Annotated in this window: 25 protein-coding genes; 20 read left to right on the forward strand and 5 right to left on the reverse strand. The window is 45.2% G+C overall.

The window, feature by feature from the left end:
* Positions 1–265: 265 nt before the first annotated feature.
* The 12 genes from aceA (at position 266) to ICN21_RS09355 (ending at position 11,514) form a co-directional block, all read left to right on the forward strand.
* Positions 266–1,564 (forward strand): isocitrate lyase, encoded by a 1,299-nt coding sequence (aceA, locus tag ICN21_RS09300; RefSeq protein ID WP_216178207.1) that lies wholly within the window; start codon positions 266–268, stop codon positions 1,562–1,564.
* A gap of 101 nt (positions 1,565–1,665) precedes the next feature.
* Entirely contained in the window at positions 1,666–2,106 is a 441-nt protein-coding gene (locus ICN21_RS09305) for an HIT family protein (RefSeq protein ID WP_216178208.1), read from the forward strand.
* A 50-nt stretch (positions 2,107–2,156) separates the two neighbouring features.
* Positions 2,157–3,140 carry a TRAP transporter substrate-binding protein gene (locus tag ICN21_RS09310; RefSeq protein WP_215296461.1) on the forward strand — a complete coding sequence of 328 codons (984 nt, stop codon included), beginning with the start codon at positions 2,157–2,159 and terminating at the stop codon, positions 3,138–3,140.
* A gap of 5 nt (positions 3,141–3,145) precedes the next feature.
* Positions 3,146–3,700 carry a TRAP transporter small permease subunit gene (locus ICN21_RS09315; RefSeq protein ID WP_216178209.1) on the forward strand — a complete coding sequence of 185 codons (555 nt, stop codon included), beginning with the start codon at positions 3,146–3,148 and terminating at the stop codon, positions 3,698–3,700.
* On the forward strand, positions 3,697–5,007 hold the full coding sequence (locus ICN21_RS09320; protein WP_216178210.1) for a TRAP transporter large permease: 1,311 nt from the start codon (positions 3,697–3,699) through the stop codon (positions 5,005–5,007). Before ICN21_RS09315 ends, ICN21_RS09320 begins: the two co-directional genes overlap by 4 nt.
* Before the next feature lie 6 nt (positions 5,008–5,013).
* Positions 5,014–6,777, forward strand: coding sequence for an urea amidolyase family protein (locus ICN21_RS09325; protein ID WP_216178211.1), 1,764 nt, complete (start codon positions 5,014–5,016; stop codon positions 6,775–6,777).
* Positions 6,774–7,502 carry a 5-oxoprolinase subunit PxpA gene (locus tag ICN21_RS09330; RefSeq protein ID WP_216178212.1) on the forward strand — a complete coding sequence of 243 codons (729 nt, stop codon included), beginning with the start codon at positions 6,774–6,776 and terminating at the stop codon, positions 7,500–7,502. The genes ICN21_RS09325 and ICN21_RS09330 overlap by 4 nt, the downstream gene beginning before the upstream one ends.
* Positions 7,503–7,573: 71 nt before the next feature.
* Positions 7,574–8,245, forward strand: coding sequence for a 3-oxoacid CoA-transferase subunit A (locus tag ICN21_RS09335; RefSeq protein WP_216178213.1), 672 nt, complete (start codon positions 7,574–7,576; stop codon positions 8,243–8,245).
* On the forward strand, positions 8,242–8,904 hold the full coding sequence (locus tag ICN21_RS09340) for a 3-oxoacid CoA-transferase subunit B (RefSeq protein ID WP_216178214.1): 663 nt from the start codon (positions 8,242–8,244) through the stop codon (positions 8,902–8,904). The genes ICN21_RS09335 and ICN21_RS09340 overlap by 4 nt, the downstream gene beginning before the upstream one ends.
* Before the next feature lie 52 nt (positions 8,905–8,956).
* Positions 8,957–9,892, forward strand: coding sequence for a tripartite tricarboxylate transporter substrate binding protein (locus ICN21_RS09345; RefSeq protein ID WP_216178281.1), 936 nt, complete (start codon positions 8,957–8,959; stop codon positions 9,890–9,892).
* A gap of 33 nt (positions 9,893–9,925) precedes the next feature.
* The gene (locus ICN21_RS09350; RefSeq protein ID WP_216178215.1) at positions 9,926–11,098 is read left to right on the forward strand and encodes a thiolase domain-containing protein; all 1,173 of its coding nucleotides are present in this window, start codon (positions 9,926–9,928) and stop codon (positions 11,096–11,098) included.
* Complete coding sequence (locus ICN21_RS09355; protein WP_216178216.1) at positions 11,095–11,514, forward strand: Zn-ribbon domain-containing OB-fold protein; 420 nt, start codon at positions 11,095–11,097, stop codon at positions 11,512–11,514. Before ICN21_RS09350 ends, ICN21_RS09355 begins: the two co-directional genes overlap by 4 nt.
* 12 nt (positions 11,515–11,526) lie before the next feature.
* Here the strand turns inward: ICN21_RS09355 and ICN21_RS09360 are convergent, their stop codons facing one another.
* The 5 genes from ICN21_RS09360 to ICN21_RS09380 are packed head-to-tail and all read right to left on the reverse strand — an operon-like array spanning position 11,527 to position 15,872.
* Complete coding sequence (locus ICN21_RS09360) at positions 11,527–11,952, reverse strand: DUF1841 family protein (protein ID WP_216178283.1); 426 nt, start codon at positions 11,950–11,952, stop codon at positions 11,527–11,529.
* Positions 11,945–12,601 (reverse strand): endonuclease III, encoded by a 657-nt coding sequence (gene nth, locus ICN21_RS09365; RefSeq protein WP_216178282.1) that lies wholly within the window; start codon positions 12,599–12,601, stop codon positions 11,945–11,947. The genes ICN21_RS09360 and nth overlap by 8 nt, the downstream gene beginning before the upstream one ends.
* Positions 12,601–13,290 (reverse strand): electron transport complex subunit RsxB, encoded by a 690-nt coding sequence (gene rsxB, locus ICN21_RS09370; RefSeq protein ID WP_216178217.1) that lies wholly within the window; start codon positions 13,288–13,290, stop codon positions 12,601–12,603. Before rsxB ends, nth begins: the two co-directional genes overlap by 1 nt.
* Before the next feature lie 49 nt (positions 13,291–13,339).
* The gene (locus ICN21_RS09375; RefSeq protein ID WP_215296472.1) at positions 13,340–14,632 is read right to left on the reverse strand and encodes a polyhydroxyalkanoate depolymerase; all 1,293 of its coding nucleotides are present in this window, start codon (positions 14,630–14,632) and stop codon (positions 13,340–13,342) included.
* Between the two features lie 31 nt (positions 14,633–14,663).
* Complete coding sequence (locus ICN21_RS09380; protein WP_216178218.1) at positions 14,664–15,872, reverse strand: amino acid aminotransferase; 1,209 nt, start codon at positions 15,870–15,872, stop codon at positions 14,664–14,666.
* A gap of 213 nt (positions 15,873–16,085) precedes the next feature.
* Here ICN21_RS09380 and uvrB point away from each other — a divergent pair, with 213 nt between their 5' ends.
* The 8 genes from uvrB (at position 16,086) to fdx (ending at position 23,721) form a co-directional block, all read left to right on the forward strand.
* Positions 16,086–18,167 (forward strand): excinuclease ABC subunit UvrB, encoded by a 2,082-nt coding sequence (gene uvrB / locus ICN21_RS09385; protein ID WP_216178219.1) that lies wholly within the window; start codon positions 16,086–16,088, stop codon positions 18,165–18,167.
* A gap of 136 nt (positions 18,168–18,303) precedes the next feature.
* A complete protein-coding gene (locus ICN21_RS09390; protein ID WP_216178220.1) occupies positions 18,304–18,873 on the forward strand; it encodes a Fe-S cluster assembly transcription factor in 570 nt (189 codons plus the stop codon).
* A 49-nt stretch (positions 18,874–18,922) separates the two neighbouring features.
* Complete coding sequence (locus ICN21_RS09395; RefSeq protein WP_370624083.1) at positions 18,923–20,182, forward strand: IscS subfamily cysteine desulfurase; 1,260 nt, start codon at positions 18,923–18,925, stop codon at positions 20,180–20,182.
* A gap of 38 nt (positions 20,183–20,220) precedes the next feature.
* Complete coding sequence (iscU, locus tag ICN21_RS09400; protein ID WP_068322308.1) at positions 20,221–20,607, forward strand: Fe-S cluster assembly scaffold IscU; 387 nt, start codon at positions 20,221–20,223, stop codon at positions 20,605–20,607.
* Between the two features lie 18 nt (positions 20,608–20,625).
* Entirely contained in the window at positions 20,626–20,949 is a 324-nt protein-coding gene (gene iscA, locus ICN21_RS09405; protein WP_215296476.1) for an iron-sulfur cluster assembly protein IscA, read from the forward strand.
* Positions 20,927–21,454, forward strand: a complete 528-nt coding sequence (gene hscB / locus ICN21_RS09410) for a Fe-S protein assembly co-chaperone HscB (protein WP_251372103.1) — start codon at positions 20,927–20,929, stop codon at positions 21,452–21,454. Before iscA ends, hscB begins: the two co-directional genes overlap by 23 nt.
* Before the next feature lie 28 nt (positions 21,455–21,482).
* Positions 21,483–23,348 carry a Fe-S protein assembly chaperone HscA gene (hscA, locus tag ICN21_RS09415; protein WP_216178221.1) on the forward strand — a complete coding sequence of 622 codons (1,866 nt, stop codon included), beginning with the start codon at positions 21,483–21,485 and terminating at the stop codon, positions 23,346–23,348.
* Positions 23,349–23,382: 34 nt separating this feature from the next.
* A complete protein-coding gene (gene fdx / locus ICN21_RS09420; protein ID WP_216178222.1) occupies positions 23,383–23,721 on the forward strand; it encodes an ISC system 2Fe-2S type ferredoxin in 339 nt (112 codons plus the stop codon).
* Positions 23,722–23,800 lie beyond the last annotated feature (79 nt).

Here is a 23,800-nt window from a genome sequence, read left to right on the forward strand (position 1 = left end):
ATGATGTGAAATGTTATTACACTGAGTAAAATGCAGTGCAATATAAACAAGGCAACTCAATTTCGTGCCATGGTTAATCATTTCGTATTACAAAATAAAATTTATAAGTAATTGAATTTAAACAGTTAAATAATTTATATAAAGTTTGTAATTCCCCTTTCCCCCATTTTTTAAACTCTCTAAACTCTTATATAAGACATAAGACTTGAATGGGTCTTAACCGGTCTCAAATTTTGAAGTACTTGTTTAACTTAGGGAGAAAACCATGGCAGATCGCAAAGCAGAAATCGCAGCCTTACAGAAGGATTGGGATACCAACCCACGTTGGAAAGGTATTACTCGTGGTTATACGGCTGAAGATGTTGTCCGTCTTCGTGGCTCATTGAAGATTGAGCACACTTTAGCCAAGCACGGCGCAGAAAGTCTTTGGGAGTTGGTGAATAACGAAGCTTATGTCAACTGTTTGGGAGCCTTGACTGGCGGTCAAGCGATGCAACAAGTGAAAGCTGGTATTCAGGCAATTTACTTATCTGGTTGGCAAGTTGCTGCTGACGGGAATTCATATGCAGCGATGTATCCTGATCAATCCTTATATCCAGTCGATTCAGTTCCAAAAATGGTTGAGCGTATTAATAACTCATTCCAGCGTGCTGATGAAATTCAGACTGCAAAAGGGATCAATAAAGGCGATGTTGGTTATATCGAGTACTTTGCGCCGATCGTTGCTGATGCTGAAGCAGGTTTTGGTGGTGTATTAAATGCGTTTGAACTAAGTAAAGCATTAATTAAACAAGGTGCGGCTGGCGTTCACTTCGAAGACCAATTATCTTCGGTGAAAAAGTGCGGTCACTTAGGTGGCAAAGTATTGTTGCCAACGACAGAGTCTGTACAAAAGTTGATCTCTGCACGTTTAGCTGCTGACGTGATGGGTGTGCCAACGATTATTCTGGCTCGCACTGATGCTGAAGCTGCTGACTTATTGACCTCTGACTATGATGAAAACGATAAGCCATTCTTGACTGGCGAACGTACCCCAGAAGGTTTTTATAAAACACGTAAGGGCTTAGATCAGGCAATCTCACGTGGTCTGGCATATGCTGCATACGCTGATATGGTTTGGTGTGAAACAGGTACGCCTGATCTTGATTTTGCTCGTAAATTTGCTGAAGCCATTCGTGCGAAGTTCCCAGGCAAGATGTTGGCTTATAACTGTTCACCCTCTTTCAACTGGAAGAAAAACTTGGATGATGCAACGATTGCGAAGTTCCAACGTGAGTTGGGTGCAATGGGTTACAAATATCAATTTATTACTCTCGCTGGCATTCACTCGATGTGGTACAACATGTTCGACTTGGCGCAAGACTACTCTAAGCGTGGCATGACTGCTTATGTTGAGAAAGTGCAAGAGCCCGAATTTGCTGCCCGTGACCGTGGTTACACATTCGTTTCACATCAGCAAGAAGTGGGTACCGGCTACTTCGACGATGTCACTACCGTCATTCAAGGTGGTAAGTCTTCTGTGACTGCGTTGACTGGTTCTACTGAAGAAGAGCAATTCCATTAAGAATCCCTAAGCAGTTTTGAAGTAGTAGCACCCTTACTACTGCGGCATCTAAATTACCCCACAAGGGTGACTTAGATGCCGTTTTCGTATACATTCTTCCCATGGCAAATTGCGTACTCTGTAAAGACGATCTCAGACCCGAAGAGGGTGAACTCATTTGGCGCGGTGATGACTGTCGAGTCATTCTGGTGAATGACCCTGATTTGCCAGGATTCTGTCGTGTGATTTGGAATCGGCATATCGCAGAGATGTCAGATCTCACTTATGGTGAGCGTGAGCATGTCATGAGCCTGGTATTTGTAGTTGAAGAGGCAGTGCGTCATGTCATGCATCCAGACAAGGTCAATTTAGCAGCCTTAGGTAATATGGTCCCGCATATTCATTGGCACATCATTCCTAGATACCAAGACGATGCTTTTTTCCCAGCTTCGGCCTGGTCAGCTAGAACTCAAGAGATCTCGAAATCCACATTAGAGAGTAGAAGGGCGCTGTCTAAGCAGCTGCCATTAGCAATTAAAGAGGCAATTTCTCAGTTATATTAGTATTAAATTTAAGCAATACCCTCCCTCATAAAATTCAACTGGAGACAAAAATGAGTTTGCAATTCATAAAGCATTCCAAGTCCTTGATTGCTGTGTTATTTGGCTTTTGGGTTCTGAGCGCTCAAGCCCAAACTAAATGGGATTTGGCAAGCGCCTACCCAGTTAGCAATTTTCATACAGAAAATCTGCAGCAATTAGCTGCTGACGTAGAAAAAGCTACAGGGGGCTCGTTAAAAATTGTTGTGCATCCTAATGGCTCTCTGTTTCCTGCAAATGGAATTAAGCGAGCAGTTCAAACTGGGCAGGCGCAGATGGGAGAGGTTTTAATCTCCGTGCTTGCTAATGAGAATCCGATTTTTGGCGTCGACTCCATTCCATTCTTAGCAACAAGTTATAAAGATTCTGAAAAGCTTTGGAAACTTTCAAAAAATGCCACAGAGTCTGCACTGCAAAAACAGGGTTTGAAAGTAGTTTATGCAGTACCTTGGCCTCCGCAAGGTCTTTACTCCAAAAATCCAATTAACTCCGGCGCTGATATGAAGGGCTTGAAGTGGAGGGCTTACAACCCAGCGACATCGAAGATTGCAGAATTGGTTGGCGCTCAGCCAGTAACAGTTCAGGTTGCTGACTTAGCGCAAGCGATGGCAACAGGAACGATTAATTCAATGATGACTTCTGGTGCTACTGGCGTAGATATTAAAGCTTGGGAGAGCTTAAAGTATTACTATGAAGTTGATGCTTGGTTGCCTAAGAATATTTTGATGATTAATCAAAAAGCTTTTGACTCCTTAGATAAACCCACTCAGACTGCATTATTGAAAGCATGTGCTGAAGCTGAAAAACGGGGCACAAAAGTTTCCGAGGAAAAAACCAAGCTTTACAACGAAACTTTGGCAAAAAATGGCATGCTTGTACAAAAGCCATCCACCCAATTAAAGAATGATCTAGATAGGGTGGGTCGTATTATGGTCGCTGAGTGGATTCGAAGCGCAGGCGATGAGGGTCAAAAAATTATTGAAGACTTTAAGAAATAAAATTGATGCCAGCCTTGCGAAGTCTGTATGGTCGTTTGCTTGATAGCTTAATACATTGGGCCGCCGTTTTGGCGGCCTTATGCATTCTGAGTATTTGTGTTTTGATGGTATCAATGTCGTTATCCCGAGAATTTGGCATTAATCTGCGTGGCGCTGATGATTTGATTGCTTGGTTCTGCGCTGCATCTGCATTTTTAATTTTAGGGCAAACCTTTCAGCATGGCGGTATTGTCAGAGTCGAAATATTTTTAAGTAGACTTGGCCCAATCTGGAAAAATCGCCTGGAGATATTTGGCCTTGCAGTAATGTCTGGATTTTGCTTGTTTGCACTCTTAGCTTTTTCATTATTCGTCTACCAGAGTTGGGAATTTAATGATGTTTCTCAGGGTCAAATCATTGTGCCACTCTGGATTCCTCAGATTTTTGCTGCGCTGGGATGCTTGATATTTTTCTTAGCAGTTTTAGATGAGTTTTTTAGAGTGCTACGTGGAGGTAAACCTCGTTATCAGCAAATGGCTGAGGAGCGTTTAAGCGCTGGCGATTTTGGAGAGACTCTTTGAGTATTACTGTAATCGCATTGATATTGTTGGTATTGATGACCTTCTTATTGCTGATGGGAATTTGGATTCCAGCAGGTGTAGCAATTACGGCTTGGTTTGGCTTAGCTGTCTTTTCTGATAAAGACACCATGATGAATTTGGCTAATGTCTGGTGGAATTCAAGTTCATCCTACACTTTGGCCTCACTTCCATTATTTGTTTGGATGGGAGAAATTTTATTTAGAACAAAGCTCTCAGAACAAATGTTTACTGGATTATCTCCTTGGCTGAATTGGTTGCCAGGTAGGTTGATGCATGTGAATATTTTGGGTTGTGGAATTTTTGGCTCTGTATCTGGATCATCTGCTGCAACGTGCGCGACGATTGCAAAATCTGCTCTGCCTGAATTAACTAAGCGTGGTTATGACGAAAAGATTACCCTGGGGTCCTTATCCTGCGCTGGTACTTTGGGAATTTTGATTCCCCCGTCAATTACGATGGTGGTCTATGCTGTAGCAGCGGATCAATCCATCATTCGTATTTTTTTGGCAGGATTTATACCCGGCGCTATCTTGATGGGCTTATTCTCCGGGTACATCATTGTTTGGGCGCTACTCAATCCCGATAAGACGCCTCCTGCAGAAAGGTATTCTTGGCAGCAGCGCATTCATTCAATTGGGCAATTAATACCCTGTACTGCCTTAATTATCTTTATTGCATGGTTGATGTTGGCTGGATACTCGACTGCAACTGAGGCTGCTGCTTATGGGGTAGTGGGGTCGTTGATTTTAGCGGCAGCTGGCAGAAACTTATCATGGAGTAATTTTTGGCAAAGTCTTCTATCGGCTACAAGGCTGACTGCAATGATTATGTTTGTTTTGGGGGCGACCTCTTTTTTGTCAATTGTCATGAGTTACACCGGAATCCCAAGGGGGCTTGCTGAGTGGGTGCAAAGTATGCACCTTTCACCTTGGGCCCTTATTTTTGTTTTGACAATTATTTACATCTTATTGGGAACGGCATTAGATGGCATTTCAATGATTGCCCTAACAACGGTAACTGTCCTGCCTATGGTTCAGCAGGCTGGATTTGATTTGGTATGGTTTGGGATCTTTATTGTCTTGTTGGTCGAGATTGCAGAAGTGACGCCACCGGTTGGTTTTAACTTATTTGTTTTGCAGAGTATGACCGGCAAGGATAGTAATTACATCGCTAAGGTCTCGCTACCTTTTTTTGGCATGATGGTATTGGCAGTGGCTTTAATCACCATTTGGCCTGATTTGGTGACATGGTTACCCGATCAGTTTTTGCAAAAAGAAATTAAGTAATGCCCGATGGCTTTAAAGAGTTCTCAAAAGTCTTCTAGTGAAATCAATATCTTAGATGTGGGTGATGCAGCCTTCTTAGTCGATTTTCGGGGGCAAAGTAATGCGCTGACTAAAGTTCATCAATTGTGTGAGCTTTTATTGTCCAATTCTCCTCCTTGGTTGCTCGACGTTATTCCGGGTATTGACAGTCTTGTGGTCTGTTTGAATTTTGAAAGCCTTGAATTTGCGCAGACACGTTCGAGTGCGCGGATTGCTTTGCAGGCTGCTCTCAAAGACATTTCCAGCTCAAGTAAATTACCAGAAAAAAATGAGCTGACATATCGTATTCGAGTTTGCTACGACCCTGAGGTGGCTCCTGATTTATTAAGTAGTGCGCAAAAATGTAAGATGACGGTTCGGGAATTTATCAATCGACATAAAAACTCAGAAACATATGTCGACATTTTGGGTTTTATGCCTGGTTTTGCATACTGTAGCGGCTTAGATCCAGCCTTAAGATTGCCTCGCCTTGAATCCCCGCGGACTGCCGTGCCAGCTGGCTCTGTGGCTATTGCTGAGTTACAGACTGGGCTGTATCCAAAATCTACTCCAGGGGGCTGGAACGTTATTGGGAGAACGCCAGATATCTTGTTCGACGCTACAAGAGTGCCACCTAATTTATTGACCCCCGGCGCTCGAGTTGAATTTATTGAGATCAGCTTAGATGAATATAAAAAGATTCAATTAGAGGCAACGCAAAACTCCTTGCAATTAGAAAATTTAGTACTAAGTAAAGTCAATACAGTTGATGTTATTACCTCTGGTACTTTAACCACCATTCAGGATCTTCCGCGCCATGGTTATGCACATTTAGCACTTAGCTCGGGTGGCCCCGTCGATGTAGATAGCGCAGCTTTAGCAAACGCACTCATTGGTAATTCAACAAGTGCCGCAGGGCTGGAGATTACAGGCATTGGGCCTCAATTGTTGTTTCATACTGATACTTGGGTTGCTTGGGTGGGCGCCTATTGTGAGGCGAAAATTGATGGGAGGCGTGTCTTTGGTAATCGCCCAATCCGAATTCATCAGGGTCAAATCCTTCGTTTTTCCTCAATGCAACAAGGCTATAGAATTTTCTTGGCGATTGCTGGAGGCATTCTGACGAAATCTATTCTGGGGGGCGGTAGTTCACATTTGAGTTCGGGTATTGGAAGTAAGCCGATACAAAAAGGGGATGTCCTCTATTTATCGCAACCTCATTATTCTGATGAAAAGCCACTACTAGAAAATATGATGAAGCGTGGTGCGGACTCTACGAAGTGGTTTATTGCTTCTCCAAGCATTCCTACTCATGAAGCTCAATTTATTGCAGCAATCCCAAGCTTGCACTTGGATTTACTCAGTGATCAAGATCAAGAATTGCTTTGGAAGACGGTTTGGACGGTTTCATCGCAAAGTAATCGTATGGGCATGCGATTGGATAGTCACTTCAAAATTTCTAGTTCTATTGCTGGCATACCTTCGCAAGGTATCTGGTTTGGCACGGTTCAGTTACCACCTTCTGGACAGCCAATCTTGATGTTATCCGAACATCAGACTACGGGTGGCTACCCTAGATTATTAGAGGTAGTGCGCTCTGAACGTTCAAAATTGGCACAATTAAAGCCTGGAGATAAATTCCAATTTATAAGAGCTACACTGGAAGATGCCGATAAGATAAATGCTTTGTACTTTGCTAACCAGATTAAAACCTTGAATAATATTGAGTCTGCTCTATTGGGTAAGTTATGACAAAGAAAATTGATCTGAATTGCGATATGGGTGAGGGGTTTGGGGTCTGGCAGATGGGCGATGACTTTTCGCTGCTCGACCACATAGACTCTACCAATATTGCTTGTGGCTGGCATGCTGGTGATCCTGAACGGATGAAAAATTTAGTCGCCGCTGCAATTCAGAAAAATGTTTTTATTGGGGCTCACCCGAGCCTGCCAGACTTAATTGGTTTTGGTCGAAGAGATTTGGCCATTACCCCTAATGACGCCTATAACTACGTGATGTATCAGGCAGGGGCTCTGAAAGCTTTTATTGATTCCATGAATGGCAACTTGCATCATGTCAAGCCACATGGAGCTCTTTATAACCAGGCCGCCAAAGATATAGAGTTGGCTAAAGCAATTGCTCTGGCTGTCAAAGATTTGGGAGGGGATGTCATTTTGTATGGCTTAGCAGGTAGTTGCTATGTTGAAGCTGCAAATGCGGTAGGTGTTCAATTATGGCAAGAGGTTTTTGCGGATAGACGTTATACCTCTCAAGGATATTTAGTGCCACGCTCTGAAGTAGGTGCATTAATAGAGGATGAAGATGAGGCTGCGCAGCAAGCTGTTCGGATGGCTTCTAGCAACGAAGTGCTCTCGATTGATCAAAAGCTTGTCAAGCTACAGGCCGACACACTTTGCATTCATGGAGATGGCCCCTCCGCCCTTGATTTTGCAAGAAAGATCAGATCTTTACTCTGATGCATTAAATTAGTAGAAATTGGGCAAAAAGCTGAAAAGCGGTACCCATAAAAAATAGATGGAGACAGGTAGTGATAGACAAAATCATTCCTAGCGTGGCGCAGGCTGTGCAGGATATTAGTGATGGCTCAACCATTTTGGTTTCGGGTTTTGGTGGTGCAGGCCTCCCCATTTACTTATTGGATGCTTTAGCAGAGCAGGGCGCGAAGAATCTGACGATCGTCAGCAATAATGCCGGCAACTCTGGCATTGGTATATCCAAATTGATTGGAGCTGGACAGGTTAAGAAGATGGTTTGTTCTTTTCCCCGTCAACCAGAATCTGGCGCATTTGATGATCTCTATCGTGCGGGTAAGATTGAATTAGAGCTCGTTCCGCAAGGCACTTTGGCAGAACGTATTCGTGCTGGTGGTGCAGGTATCGGTGGTTTTTATACACCAACGGGCTTTGGTACCGAGCTTGCGAAGGATAAAGATACGCGCGTAATTGACGGTGTGAATCATATTTTTGAAACTGCCATTAAAGCGGACTATGCATTGATAAAAGCTGACAAAGGTGATCGTTGGGGAAATCTAACCTATCACCGTACTGGTCGCAACTTTGGTCCGATTATGGCTACAGCCGCTCGTTGCACCATTGCGCAAGTCAATGAAGTTGTCGAGCTCGGCACATTAGATCCAGAGAATGTAGTGACTCCCGGAATTTTTGTGAAACGCGTGGTACCTGTTGGAGGTAAATCATGATTGATCTCTCTAAAGTACAAAAGCGTTCAACCGCCGACATTGCCAAGCGCATTGTTCAAGATATACCAGACGGTGCTCATGTCAACTTGGGTATTGGTCAGCCCATGACGATTTGTAATTATTTACCTGCAGATAAAGAAATCTTGATGCATTCTGAGAATGGACTGCTTGGTATGGGCCCATTAGCGAAAGACCACGAAATCGATGAAGAGTTGGTGAATGCAGGTAAGCAGCCTGTCACCATGTTACCTGGCGCCTCGCTATGCCATCATGCCGATTCCTTCGTGATGATTCGTGGCGGGCATATTGATATCTGTGTATTGGGTGCCTTTCAAGTTTCTGTCAAAGGCGACATTGCAAACTGGCGAACTGGTGACCCTAAGGCAATTCCAGCGGTGGGTGGTGCAATGGATTTAGCTCTTGGTGCCAAGAAGTTATTTGTGATGATGGAGCACCTAACTAAGTCAGGGGAATCTAAGTTCGTTCAAGAATGCACTTATCCTCTCACTGCTTTGGCAGCGGTAGATTGCATCTACACCGACTTAGCAACGGTTGCTGTAACACCAGAAGGTTTAGTAGCGGTCGATTGGATCGATGGCCTTAGCTTTGAAGAGTTGCAAGAGCTAAGTGGTGTACCAATGCGTCAGCTTGAGAAATAATTTGGTTTCTAGCTTGCAATCTAAAAAGTTTTTCTCAGCCCTGATATTTTGGATGGGATTGAGTTCAGCCTTTGCTGCTGATAGCGTATCCACGTATCCCAATAAACCTATTCATTTAATTGTTGGCTTTTCTCCTGGCGGCTCGGCTGACACGGTAGGGCGCGCCCTGGCGGAGGGCTTATCGAATCGACTGGGGCAAGCTGTTGTGGTTGAGAATAAGGCCGGCGCTAACGGCAATATTGCTGCAGAGTTAGTAGCTCGCTCTGCTCCAGATGGCTATACCTTGTATTTCCCATCCATTGGTCATGCAGTGAATGCGTCTCTGTATAAAAACTTGCCCTATGACCCGGTGAAGGATTTCACAGCCATCGGTGGAGTATTTTCAGCTCCCAATATCCTAATCGTTCCAGCGAACTCACCCTATAAATCAGTTGGTGAATTGATTGCAGCAGCTAGAGCAAACCCTGGCAGACTGACCTTTGCCTCTAGTGGCAGCGGAACATCTGTCCATCTCTCAGCCGTACTATTTGAAAAAATGGCTAAGATTGACATGATTCATGTGCCATACAAAGGCACTGGCAGTGCCATGCCTGATGTGATCTCTGGTCAAGTAGACATGAGTTTTCCGAACTTACCAAGTGGTCTGCCCCATGTGAAGTCGGGTAGTTTAAGAGCGCTAGGGATTACTACTGCAAAACGATCTAGCGCTGCACCCAATATTCCAACCATCGCAGAATCTGGCTTGCCTGGTTATGACATGGCAACCTGGTATGGCTTGGTTACTCCTGCAAACTTACCAGTAGAGATTCGCAATCGCTTGAACAAAGAATTGCAAAGTATTTTGGCGGATCCTAAATTTAAGGATAAGCTGATTGCACAGGGTGCTGATCCTATGCCAGGAACATCCGAACAGTTTTCTGCATTTATTAAAAGTGAAATTGAAAAGTGGCGTAAGCTAATTGCGCAATCACAAATTACGATTGATTAATGATCGATTTAAGAATTTACTAAAGGAAGATTCATGTCATTTACATCGAATGCCTGTATTGCTGGAATATATGAGCATCCCCTCAGGGTAGCGCCCGATCATACGGTTGCTCAGCTGCATGCGGAAGTAGCGCGTGGGGCTTTGCAAGATGCCGGCCTAACACTAGATGATGTTGATGGTTATTTTTGTGCAGGTGACGCGCCTGGTATGGGTCCTGTATCCATGGCAGATTATTTGGGTTTGAAAAAACTCACGTATTTAGATTCAACGGATACTGGCGGATCTTCCTATTTAACCCATGTGAACCATGCCGCTCGTGCGATTGCAACAGGCCAGTGCAAGGTAGCTTTAATTACCTTGGCCGGACGGCCGAAGTCTGAAGGCTCTAGCGGTACACAAGTTCGTAGTCAATGGGCTAGCGCTCCTGATTTTGCTTTTGAAAAACCCTATTCACCAGCGCCATTAAATACTTATGCCATGTGTGCTATGCGCCATATGTATGAGTTTGGCACTACCAGTGAGCAGCTTGCATGGATCAAGGTAGCAGCTTCACATCACGCACAACATAATCCTCATGCAGCATTGAAAGATGTTCTGACTGTTGAGGATGTCTTGAACTCCCCAATGATTGCTGATCCTTTACATCGTGCTGACTGCTGTGTAGTAACAGATAGCGGCGGTGCTTTGGTCGTAGTTCATCCCGATATTGCGAAGACCTTGAAAAAACCGGTAGTGACCATGATGGGCGCCGGTGAAACGACGAAAGGTCAGATGGGTGGCAAGGTCGACCTTACTTATTCTGGGTTAGCTTGGGCTGCACCCTTAGCATTTAAGGAGGCCAAGTTAACACCTGAGAAAATTCGGTATGCATCTATTTATGACAGCTTCACCATTACCGTCCTGATTCAGTTGGAAGATCTGGGGTTCTGTAAGAAGGGTGAGGGTGGCAAGTTTGTTGAAGGTGGTCAATTAATTTCAGGCAAAGGACAGTTAGCTTTTAATACTGATGGAGGCGGCTTATGTAATAACCATCCAGCTAATCGCGGCGGTATGACTAAAGTCATTGAAGCAGTCAGACAGTTGCGTGGTGAAGCGCATCCAGCAGTACAAGTCCCCAATTTAGAGTTTGCACTTGCCTCAGGTATTGGTGGCGCACTGGGTACTCGCCATGGTGCAGCAGTATTAATTTTAGGGAGACTGTCATGAGTCAAGTAAATGAAAAAAATTCGGCTAATACAGAATATCGTTTGCCAAGCCCAATTGCTAATCCTGAAAATAAGGCTTTCCTAGAAGCTGCGCAGAACAACCAATTGGTCTTAAAGCATTGCAATGCTTGCAAAGAAGTGCATTACTATCCACGCACGATTTGTCCGCATTGCGGCAGTAATGATACGACTTGGGTGAAATCTGCCGGCCTGGGTGAAATCTACTCCTATACCGTAATGAGACGTGGTGTCGAAGTGCCGTTTGCGATGGCCTATGTGCGCTTAAATGAGGGCATCTCCATACTGACTCATTTGACTCATTGCGATTTTGATTCGATTCGCGTTGGGCAAAAGGTGAAGGTGGTATTTCAGGAAACACAAGATGGGCAAAAAACCCACCTCTTTGAACCTGTCTAAAAAGGTCAATACCTAAATTAGTCTATTCAGGGCCTCGAGATAGTTCTCGGGGTTCAGTGCTTTACCTTCTCGCTGTGCTTCCCACATAACTTGACCCAAGCATTCCATCATCAAGTGTTGAGCTTCGTGTTCAGAGCCTAATTTCTTACTGAGTTTTTCAGCGATCGCTTTAATGCCAGGTGGTTGATTAATGGAGATCTGTTCGCTAATAGATAAATGCATAGATAGATGCAAGAAGGGATTGGTTTCACCCCGCTCTGGTGTGTAATCTTGCTCTAAGGCAGCTTCAGGATCAGTTAATAATGCGTGGTATTCAGGATGTTGCTCTATCCAGTCGCTAGCAAGTGTCTCCATCGGATCCAGGATGTGGTTCTCAGTTTTCTTTTTCCAGGTATCACAGAAAAAGCGGCGCACTTCTTCACGAGTTGGATTAAATATCGCCACGAACTTTTCCTTTGCCAGTTTTTTGTTTAAAGCCACAGAGTGGCTCGACGATACATTGAGCACACTCAGGATTGCGTGCTTTACAAGTGTATCTGCCATGCAGAATAAGCCAATGATGTGCGTCTAGTAGATACTCCTTAGGCACTCTTTTGAGTAATTGCTCTTCGACTTTGACGACATCTTTACCAGGCGCAAGACCGGTGCGATTAGATACGCGAAAGATATGGGTATCAACCGCAATGGTTGGTTGACCAAAAGCAGTATTCAGAATGACATTCGCTGTTTTTCTGCCAACCCCTGGAAGTGCTTCAAGATCTTCCCGATTTTGTGGGACTTTACCACCATGCTTTTCAATCAATAATTGGCAAGTCTCTTGAATATGTCTGCCTTTAGCATTGAAAAGGCCAATGTGTTGGATGTAAGGACGAACACCTTCTTCACCAAGATCTAAAAGGGCTTGGGGCGTATTGGCAACTTTAAACAACTGCTTGGTTCCCTTGTTTACCGATACGTCGGTTGCTTGAGCTGATAAGAGCACTGCAATCAACAGTTCAAAAGGAGAGCTGTACTCTAATTCGGTAGTAGGTTTGGGGTTGTTGGCTTTGAGCTGTTCAAAGAAAGCGCGCCGCTTATCAAGATTCATCATTTCTGTTGCTGTGCCCTGGCAATCGCTGCCGCAATGATGGCGCGTTTGCGCTCTTGCTCTTTTTCCTCTTGTGCGGTGGTAGGCTGTTCTGCATTGACCGCTACTAATTTAGCTGCCGCTTTTTTGGCTAAACGTTCATCATTCTCTTTTTGCTCACGATCAAGTCTATGTTCGCGGTCGTGATAGCGCTTGCGTGAGAGCTCAGCTAATTCAGGAGCCCAAGCATTCCAACCTGTTGTCTCAGTGACATCAACCATACTGATGCAATCAACGGGGCACGGTGGAATGCAGAGATCACAACCAGTACACCACTCAGTGAGCACCACGTGCATTTGCTTAGATGCGCCCACAATGGCATCAACTGGACAGGCCTGAATACAGAGTGTGCAACCAATACATTTTTGCGGATCAATCAATGCAACCGGTCTAGGACGTTCTTTACCGCACTCTGGATCAATTGTGTCATTAAGATCAAAAGCATCTTGAGGGTAAATGGGTGTCAGAACTTGGCTGAGTCTTTTAATGCCTTCAACACCGCCTGGTGGGCAGCGATTGGGTAGCGCTTCTCCGCTAGCTAAAGCTTCTGCATACCCTCTGCAATCTGGATAGCCACATTTTGTACATTGGGTTTGAGGAAGGAGATCCTCTAGGCGATCCGTGAGCTCGTTCGCCGGTTTTGTTTTCATTGCCTAGAAAGTTTAAAAAGTGAGGGCGTAGACCCCCACTGATGTTGACTTAGTCAGAACCCTCTAGTGCAGGGGGTCTTGCCTTAGTTTTTTTATTCACCACTTGGTGCTCACGAATAAAGTTTTTGATTTTTGGATAAACCTTATTGCGCCAACGACGACCGGCAAAAATACCGTAGTGACCAGCACCAGCGACTTCATAGTGATCTTTATGTTCTTTCGGGATGCCAGCACACAAACCATGCGCAGAACGAGTCTGCCCACTTCCAGAAATATCATCTAACTCACCCTCAACTGTGAGCAGCGCCGTTTTCTGAATATCCTGCGGCTTAACCAGTTCTCCCGCAACCTTCCAAGTACCGTTTGGCAATGCGTAGTCTTGGAATACAGTTTTGATTGTGTCTAAGTAGAACTTCGCATCTAAATCCAATACCGCGTTGTATTCGTCATAAAAGCGAATATGGGATGCAGCATCCTGCTCATCACCCTTCACCAGATTCTGGAAGTAGTCCCAGTGCGATTGGAGGTGATTTTGTGGGTTCATGGCCATAAAGCCAGTGTGCTGTAAGAAGCCTGGGTAAACGCGGCGACCAGCACCCGGATAGGTTGGCGGTACTTTGTAAATCACATGACTTTCAAACCAGTCAAAAGATTTTTGTTCTGCTAAGTTATTTACGGCAGTAGGTGATTTACGAGCATCAATAGGGCCACCCATCATGATCATCGAAGCAGGAGTTACTTCACCAGCAGATGCCATCAATGAAATAGCACCTAAGGTTGGCACGGTGGGTTGACATACTGAGATCACATGTAAATCTTCGGCGCCAATAGAGCGAATAAATTCTTGAATGTAATGAACATAGTCATCGAGACTAAATTCACCTTCACTCACTGGGACATTGCGAGCATCAATCCAGTCGGTAATGTAAACCTTGTGGTCTTGCAAGAGGGTTCGTACAGTGTCACGCAATAGTGTGGCGTGATGTCCAGACATTGGAGCCACTACCAGTACTGAAGGATCTTCTTTTAGTTTGATGATGGTATCGACATCATCAGAGAAGCGCTTAAAGCGAATCAAATTACAGAATGGCTTAGAAATCTTGGTGATTTCATGAACGGCTACTTCATGACCATGCGCTATGACTGAACGAATATCAAATTCTGGTTTCTTGTAGTCTTTGCCGAGGCGATAGAGAAGTTCGTAGCTGGCAGCTAAACGCTCTGATCCTGGAACCTTTGAAGCTGGATTGGAGGCATTAATCAAAGCCTCAGAAGCAGCGCGTGCCCATGAACTCATGGGTTGAAGTAAGGCTTTTTGGAACTCGTGTAACTGATAAAGCATGGTACCCCCTGTAATTCTATATAGCCGCTTATTATGCTTTTTGAGCTAATACGCGGGCGATTGCTTTGGCTACTTTATCAATATTTTTTGTATTGAGTGCCGCCACACAAATGCGTCCAGTAGAGAGGGCATAAATGCCATCTTCTTTCTGTAAGCGATCAACTTGCTCAGCAGTTAAGCCTGAGTAAGAAAACATACCACGCTGCTTTTCAATAAAAGCAAAATCTTGCTTCACACCAGCAGCAGCCAATTTTTCAACCAAACCATGACGCATGGCTTTAATGCGATCACGCATTTCTGCTAATTCATCTTCCCAGAGCTTGCGTAACTCAGGAGAGTTCAGAACCGCTGCTGCGATTGCAGCACCGTGTGTTGGTGGATTGGAATAGTTAGTACGAATCACGCGCTTTAATTGTGAAAGCACACGAGTAGATTCATCTTTGTTTTGGGTCACGATCGACAGGGCGCCGACACGCTCACCGTAAAGTGAGAATGATTTAGAGAAAGAACTGGACACAAAGAAGGACATGCCAGATTCAGCGAAAAGGCGAACCGCAATGCCGTCTTGTTCAATCCCAGATGCAAAGCCTTGGTAAGCCATATCCAAGAATGGAATCAAACCTTTGTGCTTACAAATCTCGATCACTTGACGCCATTGCGCCTCAGTAATATCTGCACCAGTTGGGTTATGACAGCATGCATGCAAGAGCACAGTCGTGTGTTTTGGGAATGATTCTATGGATTTGACCATGCCGTCAAAATCAACACCACGGGTTGTGCCATCAAAGTAGGTGTACTCCAGCACTTCAAAGCCAGCGGATTCAAAAATACCGCGATGGTTTTCCCAGGTTGGATTGCTGATTGCGCAAGGTGCGTTTAAATTGAGACGCTTAATAAAGTCAGCGCCAACACGTAATGCACCAGTACCTCCTAAACATTCAGCAGTGACTACGCGACCGTCTTTAATCAGAGCAGAGTCTGCGCCAAACAATAAATTTTGTACTGCGCTGTTATAGGGGTTTGGACCCTCGATTGGAATATAGCTTCGTGGTGAATGTTTTGCCACAATCGCCTCTTCCGCCTTGATCACTGCTTTTAAGAGAGGCACTTTGCCTTCATCTGTGTAGTACACGCCAACACCGAGGTTCACTTTGTCGGGACGTTGATCCGCAACGTAGGCTTCTGTGAGGCCAAAAATAGGATCTTTAGGGGCTAATTGAACTGAGGCAAACAGGGTCATTTGGGGTCGGGTATAGTAGTTTAAGGATAGTTTTGCTATTAATTGTCTGTTTTTGAAGTCAGAACCAACTATTTCTAAATAAAAACGGCAAAATCATTGTTTGTACAAAATTCGCTGTGAAGATATCTCACAGATGAAATGATAGCCGAGATGCCCCCTAAGTCGTCCAAAATTGGATCAAAACCCGAAGTAAAAGAAGCACCCAAAACCCCCATGGCTGATCCCTTGGGTGAGGTAGGTCACGACCTTGATCCTGCGAAGTTTGTCACCTTCCCAGACTCCCCTTACCAGCTTTATCAGCCTTTTGCGCCCGCTGGCGACCAGCCAGCAGCGATTGATGGCTTAGTGGAGGGGATAGAGGATGGTTTAACCTTCCAGACGCTTTTGGGGGTAACGGGGTCAGGAAAGACTTTTACGATGGCCAATGTCATCGCTAGAACAGGGCGTCCAGCCATCATTTTTGCCCCCAATAAGACGCTGGCTGCCCAGCTTTACAGTGAATTTAGGGAGTTTTTTCCTAAAAATGCGGTGGAGTACTTCGTCAGTTACTACGACTACTACCAGCCTGAGGCTTATGTGCCTCAGCGCGACCTCTTTATTGAGAAAGACTCCTCTATTAACGAACACATCGAACAGATGCGTTTGTCAGCAACCAAGAGTTTGCTGGAGAGACGCGATGTCATCATCGTCGCAACGGTATCTGCCATTTACGGTATCGGTAACCCTGGTGACTATCACAGCATGGTGATGACACTACGCCCTGGTGACAAGATGAGTCAGCGTGATATTTTGATGCGACTGATTGCCATGCAGTATGACCGTAATGAAACTGATTTCAAACGCGGCGTGTTTCGTGTGCGCGGTGACACGATTGATATTTTCCCAGCCGAACATAATGAATTAGCGGTCCGCGTAGAGTTGTTTGATGACGTAGTCGAGAGTTTGCAATTCTTTGATCCACTGACTGGAAAAATACGCCAAAAGATTCCTCGCTTTACCGTCTACCCAAGTTCGCATTATGTGACACCTCGCGAAACCGTTCTCAAAGCGATTGAAACTATTAAGACAGAGTTGCGAACTCGTCTCGATGAGTTTGTAAAAGATGGTAAGTTGGTAGAGGCGCAGCGTCTAGAACAGCGCACTCGTTTTGACTTAGAGATGCTCAATGAATTGGGCTTCTGCAAGGGTATTGAGAACTACTCTCGCCACCTCTCAGGAGCGGCTCCTGGCGAGGCCCCGCCTACGCTGGTGGACTATCTGCCCAATGACGCACTGATGTTTTTAGATGAGAGTCATGTCTTGATTGGTCAGTTGAATGCTATGTATAACGGGGATAAATCTCGTAAACATACTTTGGTAGAGTTTGGCTTCCGTTTGCCTTCTGCAATGGATAACCGGCCACTCAAATTCACCGAGTTTGAAACCAAAATGCGTCAAACCATTTTTGTTTCTGCAACGCCGGCTGATTATGAAAAAGAACATCAAGGTCAAGTAGTTGAACAAGTGGCAAGACCAACAGGTTTAGTTGATCCTGATATTGAGGTCTTACCAGCTAGCACTCAAGTCGATGATTTGCTCAGTCAGATTCATGAGCGTGTGAAAGTGGGTGAACGTGTTTTAGTCACCGTGCTTACCAAACGTATGGCAGAGCAGCTCACTGACTATCTTTCAGATAATGGTGTGAAGGTGCGCTATGTTCATTCTGATATTGACACTGTTGAACGCGTCGAAATTTTGCGGGATCTACGTTTAGGTGTATTCGATGTTTTAGTGGGCATTAATTTATTGCGCGAAGGTTTGGACATTCCAGAGGTTTCCTTAGTAGCAATTCTGGATGCTGATAAAGAAGGTTTCTTGCGTTCTGAGCGCTCCTTAATTCAGACGATTGGTCGTGCCGCCCGCAATGTGCGAGGCAAAGCTATTTTGTATGCCGATCGGATCACCGATTCAATGAAACGGGCCATGGGCGAGACAGAAAGACGTCGCACCAAGCAAATTGCCTTTAATAAACTTCATGGAATCGAGCCCAAAGGCGTTCAGAAACGCATTAAGGACATCATTGACGGGGTCTATGACGTCAAAGAGAAACGCCAGGAGATGCAGGTGGAGCAAGAGCGGGCTCGCTATGAGGATATGAGCGAGAAAGATTTGGCTAATGAAATCAAGCGCTTAGAGAAGCAGATGAACGCTGAAGCCAAGAATCTCGAGTTTGAAAAGGCCGCCAGCACTCGAGATCGACTCACCAAGGTCAAAGAAATGGCTTTTGGGGCTAGGTCTAGAGACTCAATAAGCTAATTCCAGGCTTGCAATGGGGATTTTTGGGATAATTCCCGAGCAGTTTGCTGGGTCATATGGTAAAGTTGAGTGGAATGGTCGGGTATTACCCGCCTGCCCATGAGCTGTCCATAACAATCCATTACCAAGGTGACATATGAGACTTACAACTAAAGGTCGTTTTGCAGTAACCGCAATGATTGATTTAGCCCTGCGTGAAACGCATGGTCCTGTAACTTTGGCCGGAATTAGCCAAAGACAAAAGATTTCCCTTTCTTACCTCGAGCAGTTGTTCGGCAAATTGCGCCGTTTCAATATCGTGGAAAGCACACGCGGCCCTGGAGGTGGATACACCTTAGCGCGCCCATCCCATGAAGTCAGTGTTGCTGACATCATTGTGGCAGTTGATGAGCCATTGGATGCCACTCAATGTGGTGGTAAAGGCAACTGTCATACCGAAGAAGAGGGCCATGGTCGTTGTATGACTCATGATCTATGGAGCAATCTCAATTCCAAAATGGTGGAGTACTTAAGCTCAGTGAGCTTAAAAGATTTAGTGCAGCAGCAAGAAGGGCGCGGCATTGTGATTCAAGACATGCGCCAAAAGAAAATGAAAGTTGAAAGTGTCAAGGCTGAAAAACCAGCTCCAGCACTTGCAGCGAAAAAAGAAGTTGTTCCCAAAGCGCCATTAGTGAATTCTGTTTTTAATTTAGCGCGGCAAAGCTAAGCGAATTAAGCGAATTTAATCAGTAGTCCTACATACCTAGAAATACCATATGAACGCACCACAAGACCTTCCTTTGCAACCGGTTCCGATGTTTAGTCCTAAGCACTTTCCGGTGTACATGGACTATTCGGCTACAACACCGATTGATCCTCGTGTGGTTGACAAGATGTTGCCGTATTTGCGTGAGCAATTCGGTAATGCGGCTTCCCGCAGTCATGCCTATGGCTGGGCTGCAGAAGAAGCAGTGGAGTGGGCGCGTTCAGAAGTAGCTCAATTAGTGCATGCTGATCCAAGAGAGATCGTTTTTACTAGCGGCGCTACTGAAAGTATTAACTTAGCTCTCAAGGGGGCTGCCCATTTTTATAAAGAGCGCGGTAATCACATCATCACTGTGAAGACCGAGCACAAGGCAACTTTAGACACCTGTCGCGAACTCGAGCGCGAAGGTTTTGAAGTGACCTACTTAGATGTTTTGCCCAACGGCTTGATTGATTTTGCGCAGTTAGAAACTGCCATGAAGCCGGGTACGATTTTGACATCAGTAATGTATGTCAATAATGAAATCGGTGTAGTTCAAGATATTCCTCGCCTTGGCGATTTGTGCCGTTCACGTGGTGTAATTTTCCATGTGGATGCTGCGCAAGCGACTGGCAAAGTAGCAATTGACTTAGAGAAGACCAAAGTTGATTTGATGAGTTTTTCTGCTCATAAGACTTATGGACCTAAGGGTATCGGCGCTTTGTTTGTGCGTCGCAAGCCCCGTATTCGTATTGAAGCTCAGATTCATGGCGGTGGTCATGAGCGCGGTATGCGTTCTGGCACATTAGCCGTTCATCAAATCGTCGGTATGGGTGAGGCGTTCCGCATTGCTCGTATTGAGATGGCCGAAGAAAATAAGCGTATTCGTGGGTTGCGTGACCGCTTATTGGCTGGCTTGAAAGATATTGAAGAAGTCTATGTCAACGGTGATATGGACGATCGTGTTCCTCATAACCTCAACATTAGTTTTAACTATGTTGAAGGTGAGTCGATGTTGATGGCGCTTAAAGATTTGGCTATCTCATCTGGCTCTGCGTGTACTTCTGCATCCTTAGAGCCCTCGTATGTATTGCGTGCATTGGGTCGTAACGATGAGTTGGCGCATAGCTCGATTCGTTTTACCTTAGGCCGTTTTACAACTCAAGAAGAAGTAGATTTCACCATTAAGTTAGTAAAAGAAAAGATTGCGAAGTTGCGTGAGCTCTCCCCATTATGGGAAATGTATAAAGACGGAATCGACTTGAGCACGATTCAATGGGCTGCACACTAAAAGAAATATCTAGATAAAGAAATTAAAGAGGAAATACCATGGCATATAGTGAAAAGGTCATCGACCATTATGAAAACCCCCGTAACGTTGGCTCCTTTGAGAAGGGCGACGATAGCGTGGGTACTGGTATGGTTGGCGCGCCTGCTTGCGGCGACGTGATGAAGCTGCAGATTCGCGTGAACGATCAAGGCGTGATCGAAGATGCCAAGTTCAAGACTTATGGCTGCGGCTCTGCGATTGCTTCATCTTCATTGGTAACCGAGTGGGTTAAGGGCAAGACCTTGGATCAAGCTTTAGAGATTAAGAACTCATTAATTGCTGAAGAGCTAGCATTACCACCAGTGAAAATTCATTGCTCTATCTTGGCTGAAGATGCCATTAAGGCTGCAGTTGCTGACTACAAAGAAAAGCATCCAGCTAAATAAACGGAATTAGAAAAAGATATGGCAATCACCCTGACTGAAAAAGCTGCAAAGCACGTTAACCGCAATCTTGAGAAGCGCGGCAAAGGTTGCGGCCTACGTTTGGGCGTCCGCACTACGGGTTGCTCTGGCTTAGCTTATCAGCTGGAATATGTCGATGAGCCTGCCACTGAAGATCAGGTGTTTGAATCCAATGGCGTGAAAGTATTTGTTGATCCAAAGAGCTTGGCTTATTTGGATGGTACTGAATTGGATTTCGTACGTGAGGGTTTGAACGAGGGATTTAAGTTTCAAAATCCAAACGTAAAAGATGAGTGTGGTTGTGGCGAATCCTTCCGCGTCTGACGATTACTTCCACTTCTTTGGTTTACATCAGCAGTTCAAGATCGATTTGCCTGCTCTTGATCAGGCTTATTTAGCAATCCAGAAGGAAGTTCATCCTGATCGCCATGCTCGCGGGAGTGAGACCGAGCAGCGATTGGCAATGCAAATGGCTACATTTGCTAATACCGCCCTTCAGACACTAAAACACCCTATTCAACGTGGTTTGTATTTGTGCCAGCTTCATGGTGTTGATGCCAAACTAGAAACCAATACTGCGATGCCAGCCGCTTTCTTGATGAAGCAAATGGAATGGCGCGAGCTTCTAGATGAACAAGCAGAAGATTTGCCCGCTCTTGAAGCCTTGATGGCTGAAGTAGAGCAATCCAAGGCAGATATTCTTGCTGAAATCACTCAAGCCATCGATGGTGCAAAAAATTATCAGCGTGCCGCAGAACTTTTACGTGGCTTGTTATTCATTGATAAGTTTGCGCTTGAGCTTGATGACACTATTGCAGCTTTGATCTAGACCATACGTAAACGACTCTCTATTTCTTATGGCCTTATTACAAATCTCTGAACCTGGTAAATCGCTTGCGCCTCATCAGCGCCGCATTGCTGTCGGCATTGATTTAGGCACCACGAATTCTTTGGTCGCTATTGTGAAAGATGCCTTGCCTAAAGTACTTCTGGATGAACAAGGGCGCGAGTTGCTTCCTTCGGTAGTTCGTTATCTGCCAAATGGTCTTACCCAAGCAGGATTTGAGGCGCTTGAGAGTGTGGTGATCGATCCAAAGAACACGATTGTTTCGGTTAAGCGTTTCATGGGTCGTGGCTTACATGATGTAGAGCATATTGAAAGCACTCCCTATGATTTTGTAGATCAGCCTGGCATGCTCAAGCTCAGAACCGTTGCTGGTGATAAAAGTCCCATTGAAGTCTCTGCAGAAATCCTCGCGCGTTTACGTCAATTGGCCGAAGACTCCGTAAACGATGACATTGTGGGAGCTGTGATCACCGTACCCGCCTATTTTGATGATGCCCAGCGTCAAGCTACGAAAGATGCAGCGAAGTTAGCGGGCATTGAAGTGTTGCGTTTACTCAATGAACCAACTGCCGCTGCGATTGCTTATGGATTAGACAATGCCTCTGAAGGCACCTATGCAGTCTATGACTTGGGTGGCGGTACTTTTGATATTTCTATTTTGCGCATGAGTAGGGGTGTATTTGAAGTACTCTCTACCGGTGGTGACTCTGCATTGGGTGGTGATGACTTTGATCATCGTTTGTATTGCTGGGTGATTGAGCAATCTAAATTACCCCCTTTATCGATTCATGATCACCGTACCTTGCTTCAAGCCTGTAGGCATGCCAAAGAGTCGCTGAGCCACAACCCTCTAGCGCGTGTGCATGAGACTCTCTCAGACGGAACGGTCGTCAATGTGGGTGTTAGTCAAGCACAGTTCTTTGAGATTACTCAAAACTTGGTGGCTAAGACTTTGACATCATGTAAAAAAGCGCTGCGTGATGCCGGCTTAAAGGCTGAGGATGTTAAAGGTGTAGTGATGGTAGGCGGTTCAACCCGCATGCCCAATGTGCAGCGCGCGGTTGGTGAGTTGTTTGGCACAAAGCCATTAAACAATTTAAATCCTGACCAAGTCGTAGCGCTGGGTGCAGCGATGCAAGCAGATTTATTAGCAGGCAATCAGAGTAAAGATGATGAGTGGCTTTTATTAGACGTCATACCGCTCTCTCTCGGTATTGAAACGATGGGTGGCCTGGTGGAGAAAATTATTCCTCGCAATACACCCATTCCAGTAGCAAGAGCACAGGATTTTACGACCTTCAAAGATGGTCAAACTGCCTTAGCTATCCAAGTCGTACAGGGCGAACGTGAATTAGTACAAGACTGCCGCTCTCTTGGTCGTTTTGAGTTACGCGGTATCCCACCCATGGCTGCAGGTGCAGCCCGCATTCGGGTGACATTTCAGGTGGATGCTGATGGCCTATTGTCTGTAAGCGCCACTGAGCAAGGCTCTGGCGTTCAAGCGTCGATAGATATTAAACCTTCTTATGGCCTAACCGATGCAGAAATTACCCGCATGCTGCAAGATGGATTTGCCTCAGCCCAAGAAGATTTGCTTTCTAGATCTTTGCGTGAAGAACAGGTGAATGCGCAGCGTTTATTAGATGCCGTACAAACTGCGCTAGCCAGTGATCGAGATCTTCTTAATGCAGTAGAGCAAAAGGCGATTGATCAAGAGATGGCGGCGCTACAAAAGATTTTGAATGAAGAGACTGATAGTGCCATTGTGCGCAAAGCAGTGGATCATGCGGCCAAAGCGACTGATGAATTTGCCCAGATACGTATGAACGCGAGTATTCAGAAAGCCTTATCTGGCAAGAATGTTGCCGAGATCTAAAAATACATACATAAATAGAAACCAAGTAAACGCCATGACCCAAATTGTTGTTCTTCCCCATAGTGAATATTGCCCAGAAGGTGCAGTAGTTGAAGTCGCTCCAGGCACCTCGATTTGTGAGGCCCTGCTTGAAAATGACATTCCGATTGAGCATGCCTGTGACATGGTCTGTGCTTGCACGACTTGCCACGTGATTGTGAAAGAGGGATTGAATAGCCTCAACCCTCCAGATGAGAATGAGGAAGATATGCTAGATCGCGCTTGGGGTCTTAACTCCCAGTCCCGTTTATCTTGCCAAGCCATTGTTGCCAGAGAAGACTTGGTGATTGAAATACCTAAATATTCAATCAACCACGCCAAAGAGAACCATTAACGGCACTAAATTGGTGCAGTAAGCTCATAAGCATGCATCAAGGTTAAAAGGCCAAAAGTGAGAAGACTAATATGATCTT

It is taken from the genome of Polynucleobacter sp. AP-Feld-500C-C5 (genome assembly GCF_018882265.1).
Lineage (GTDB): Bacteria > Pseudomonadota > Gammaproteobacteria > Burkholderiales > Burkholderiaceae > Polynucleobacter.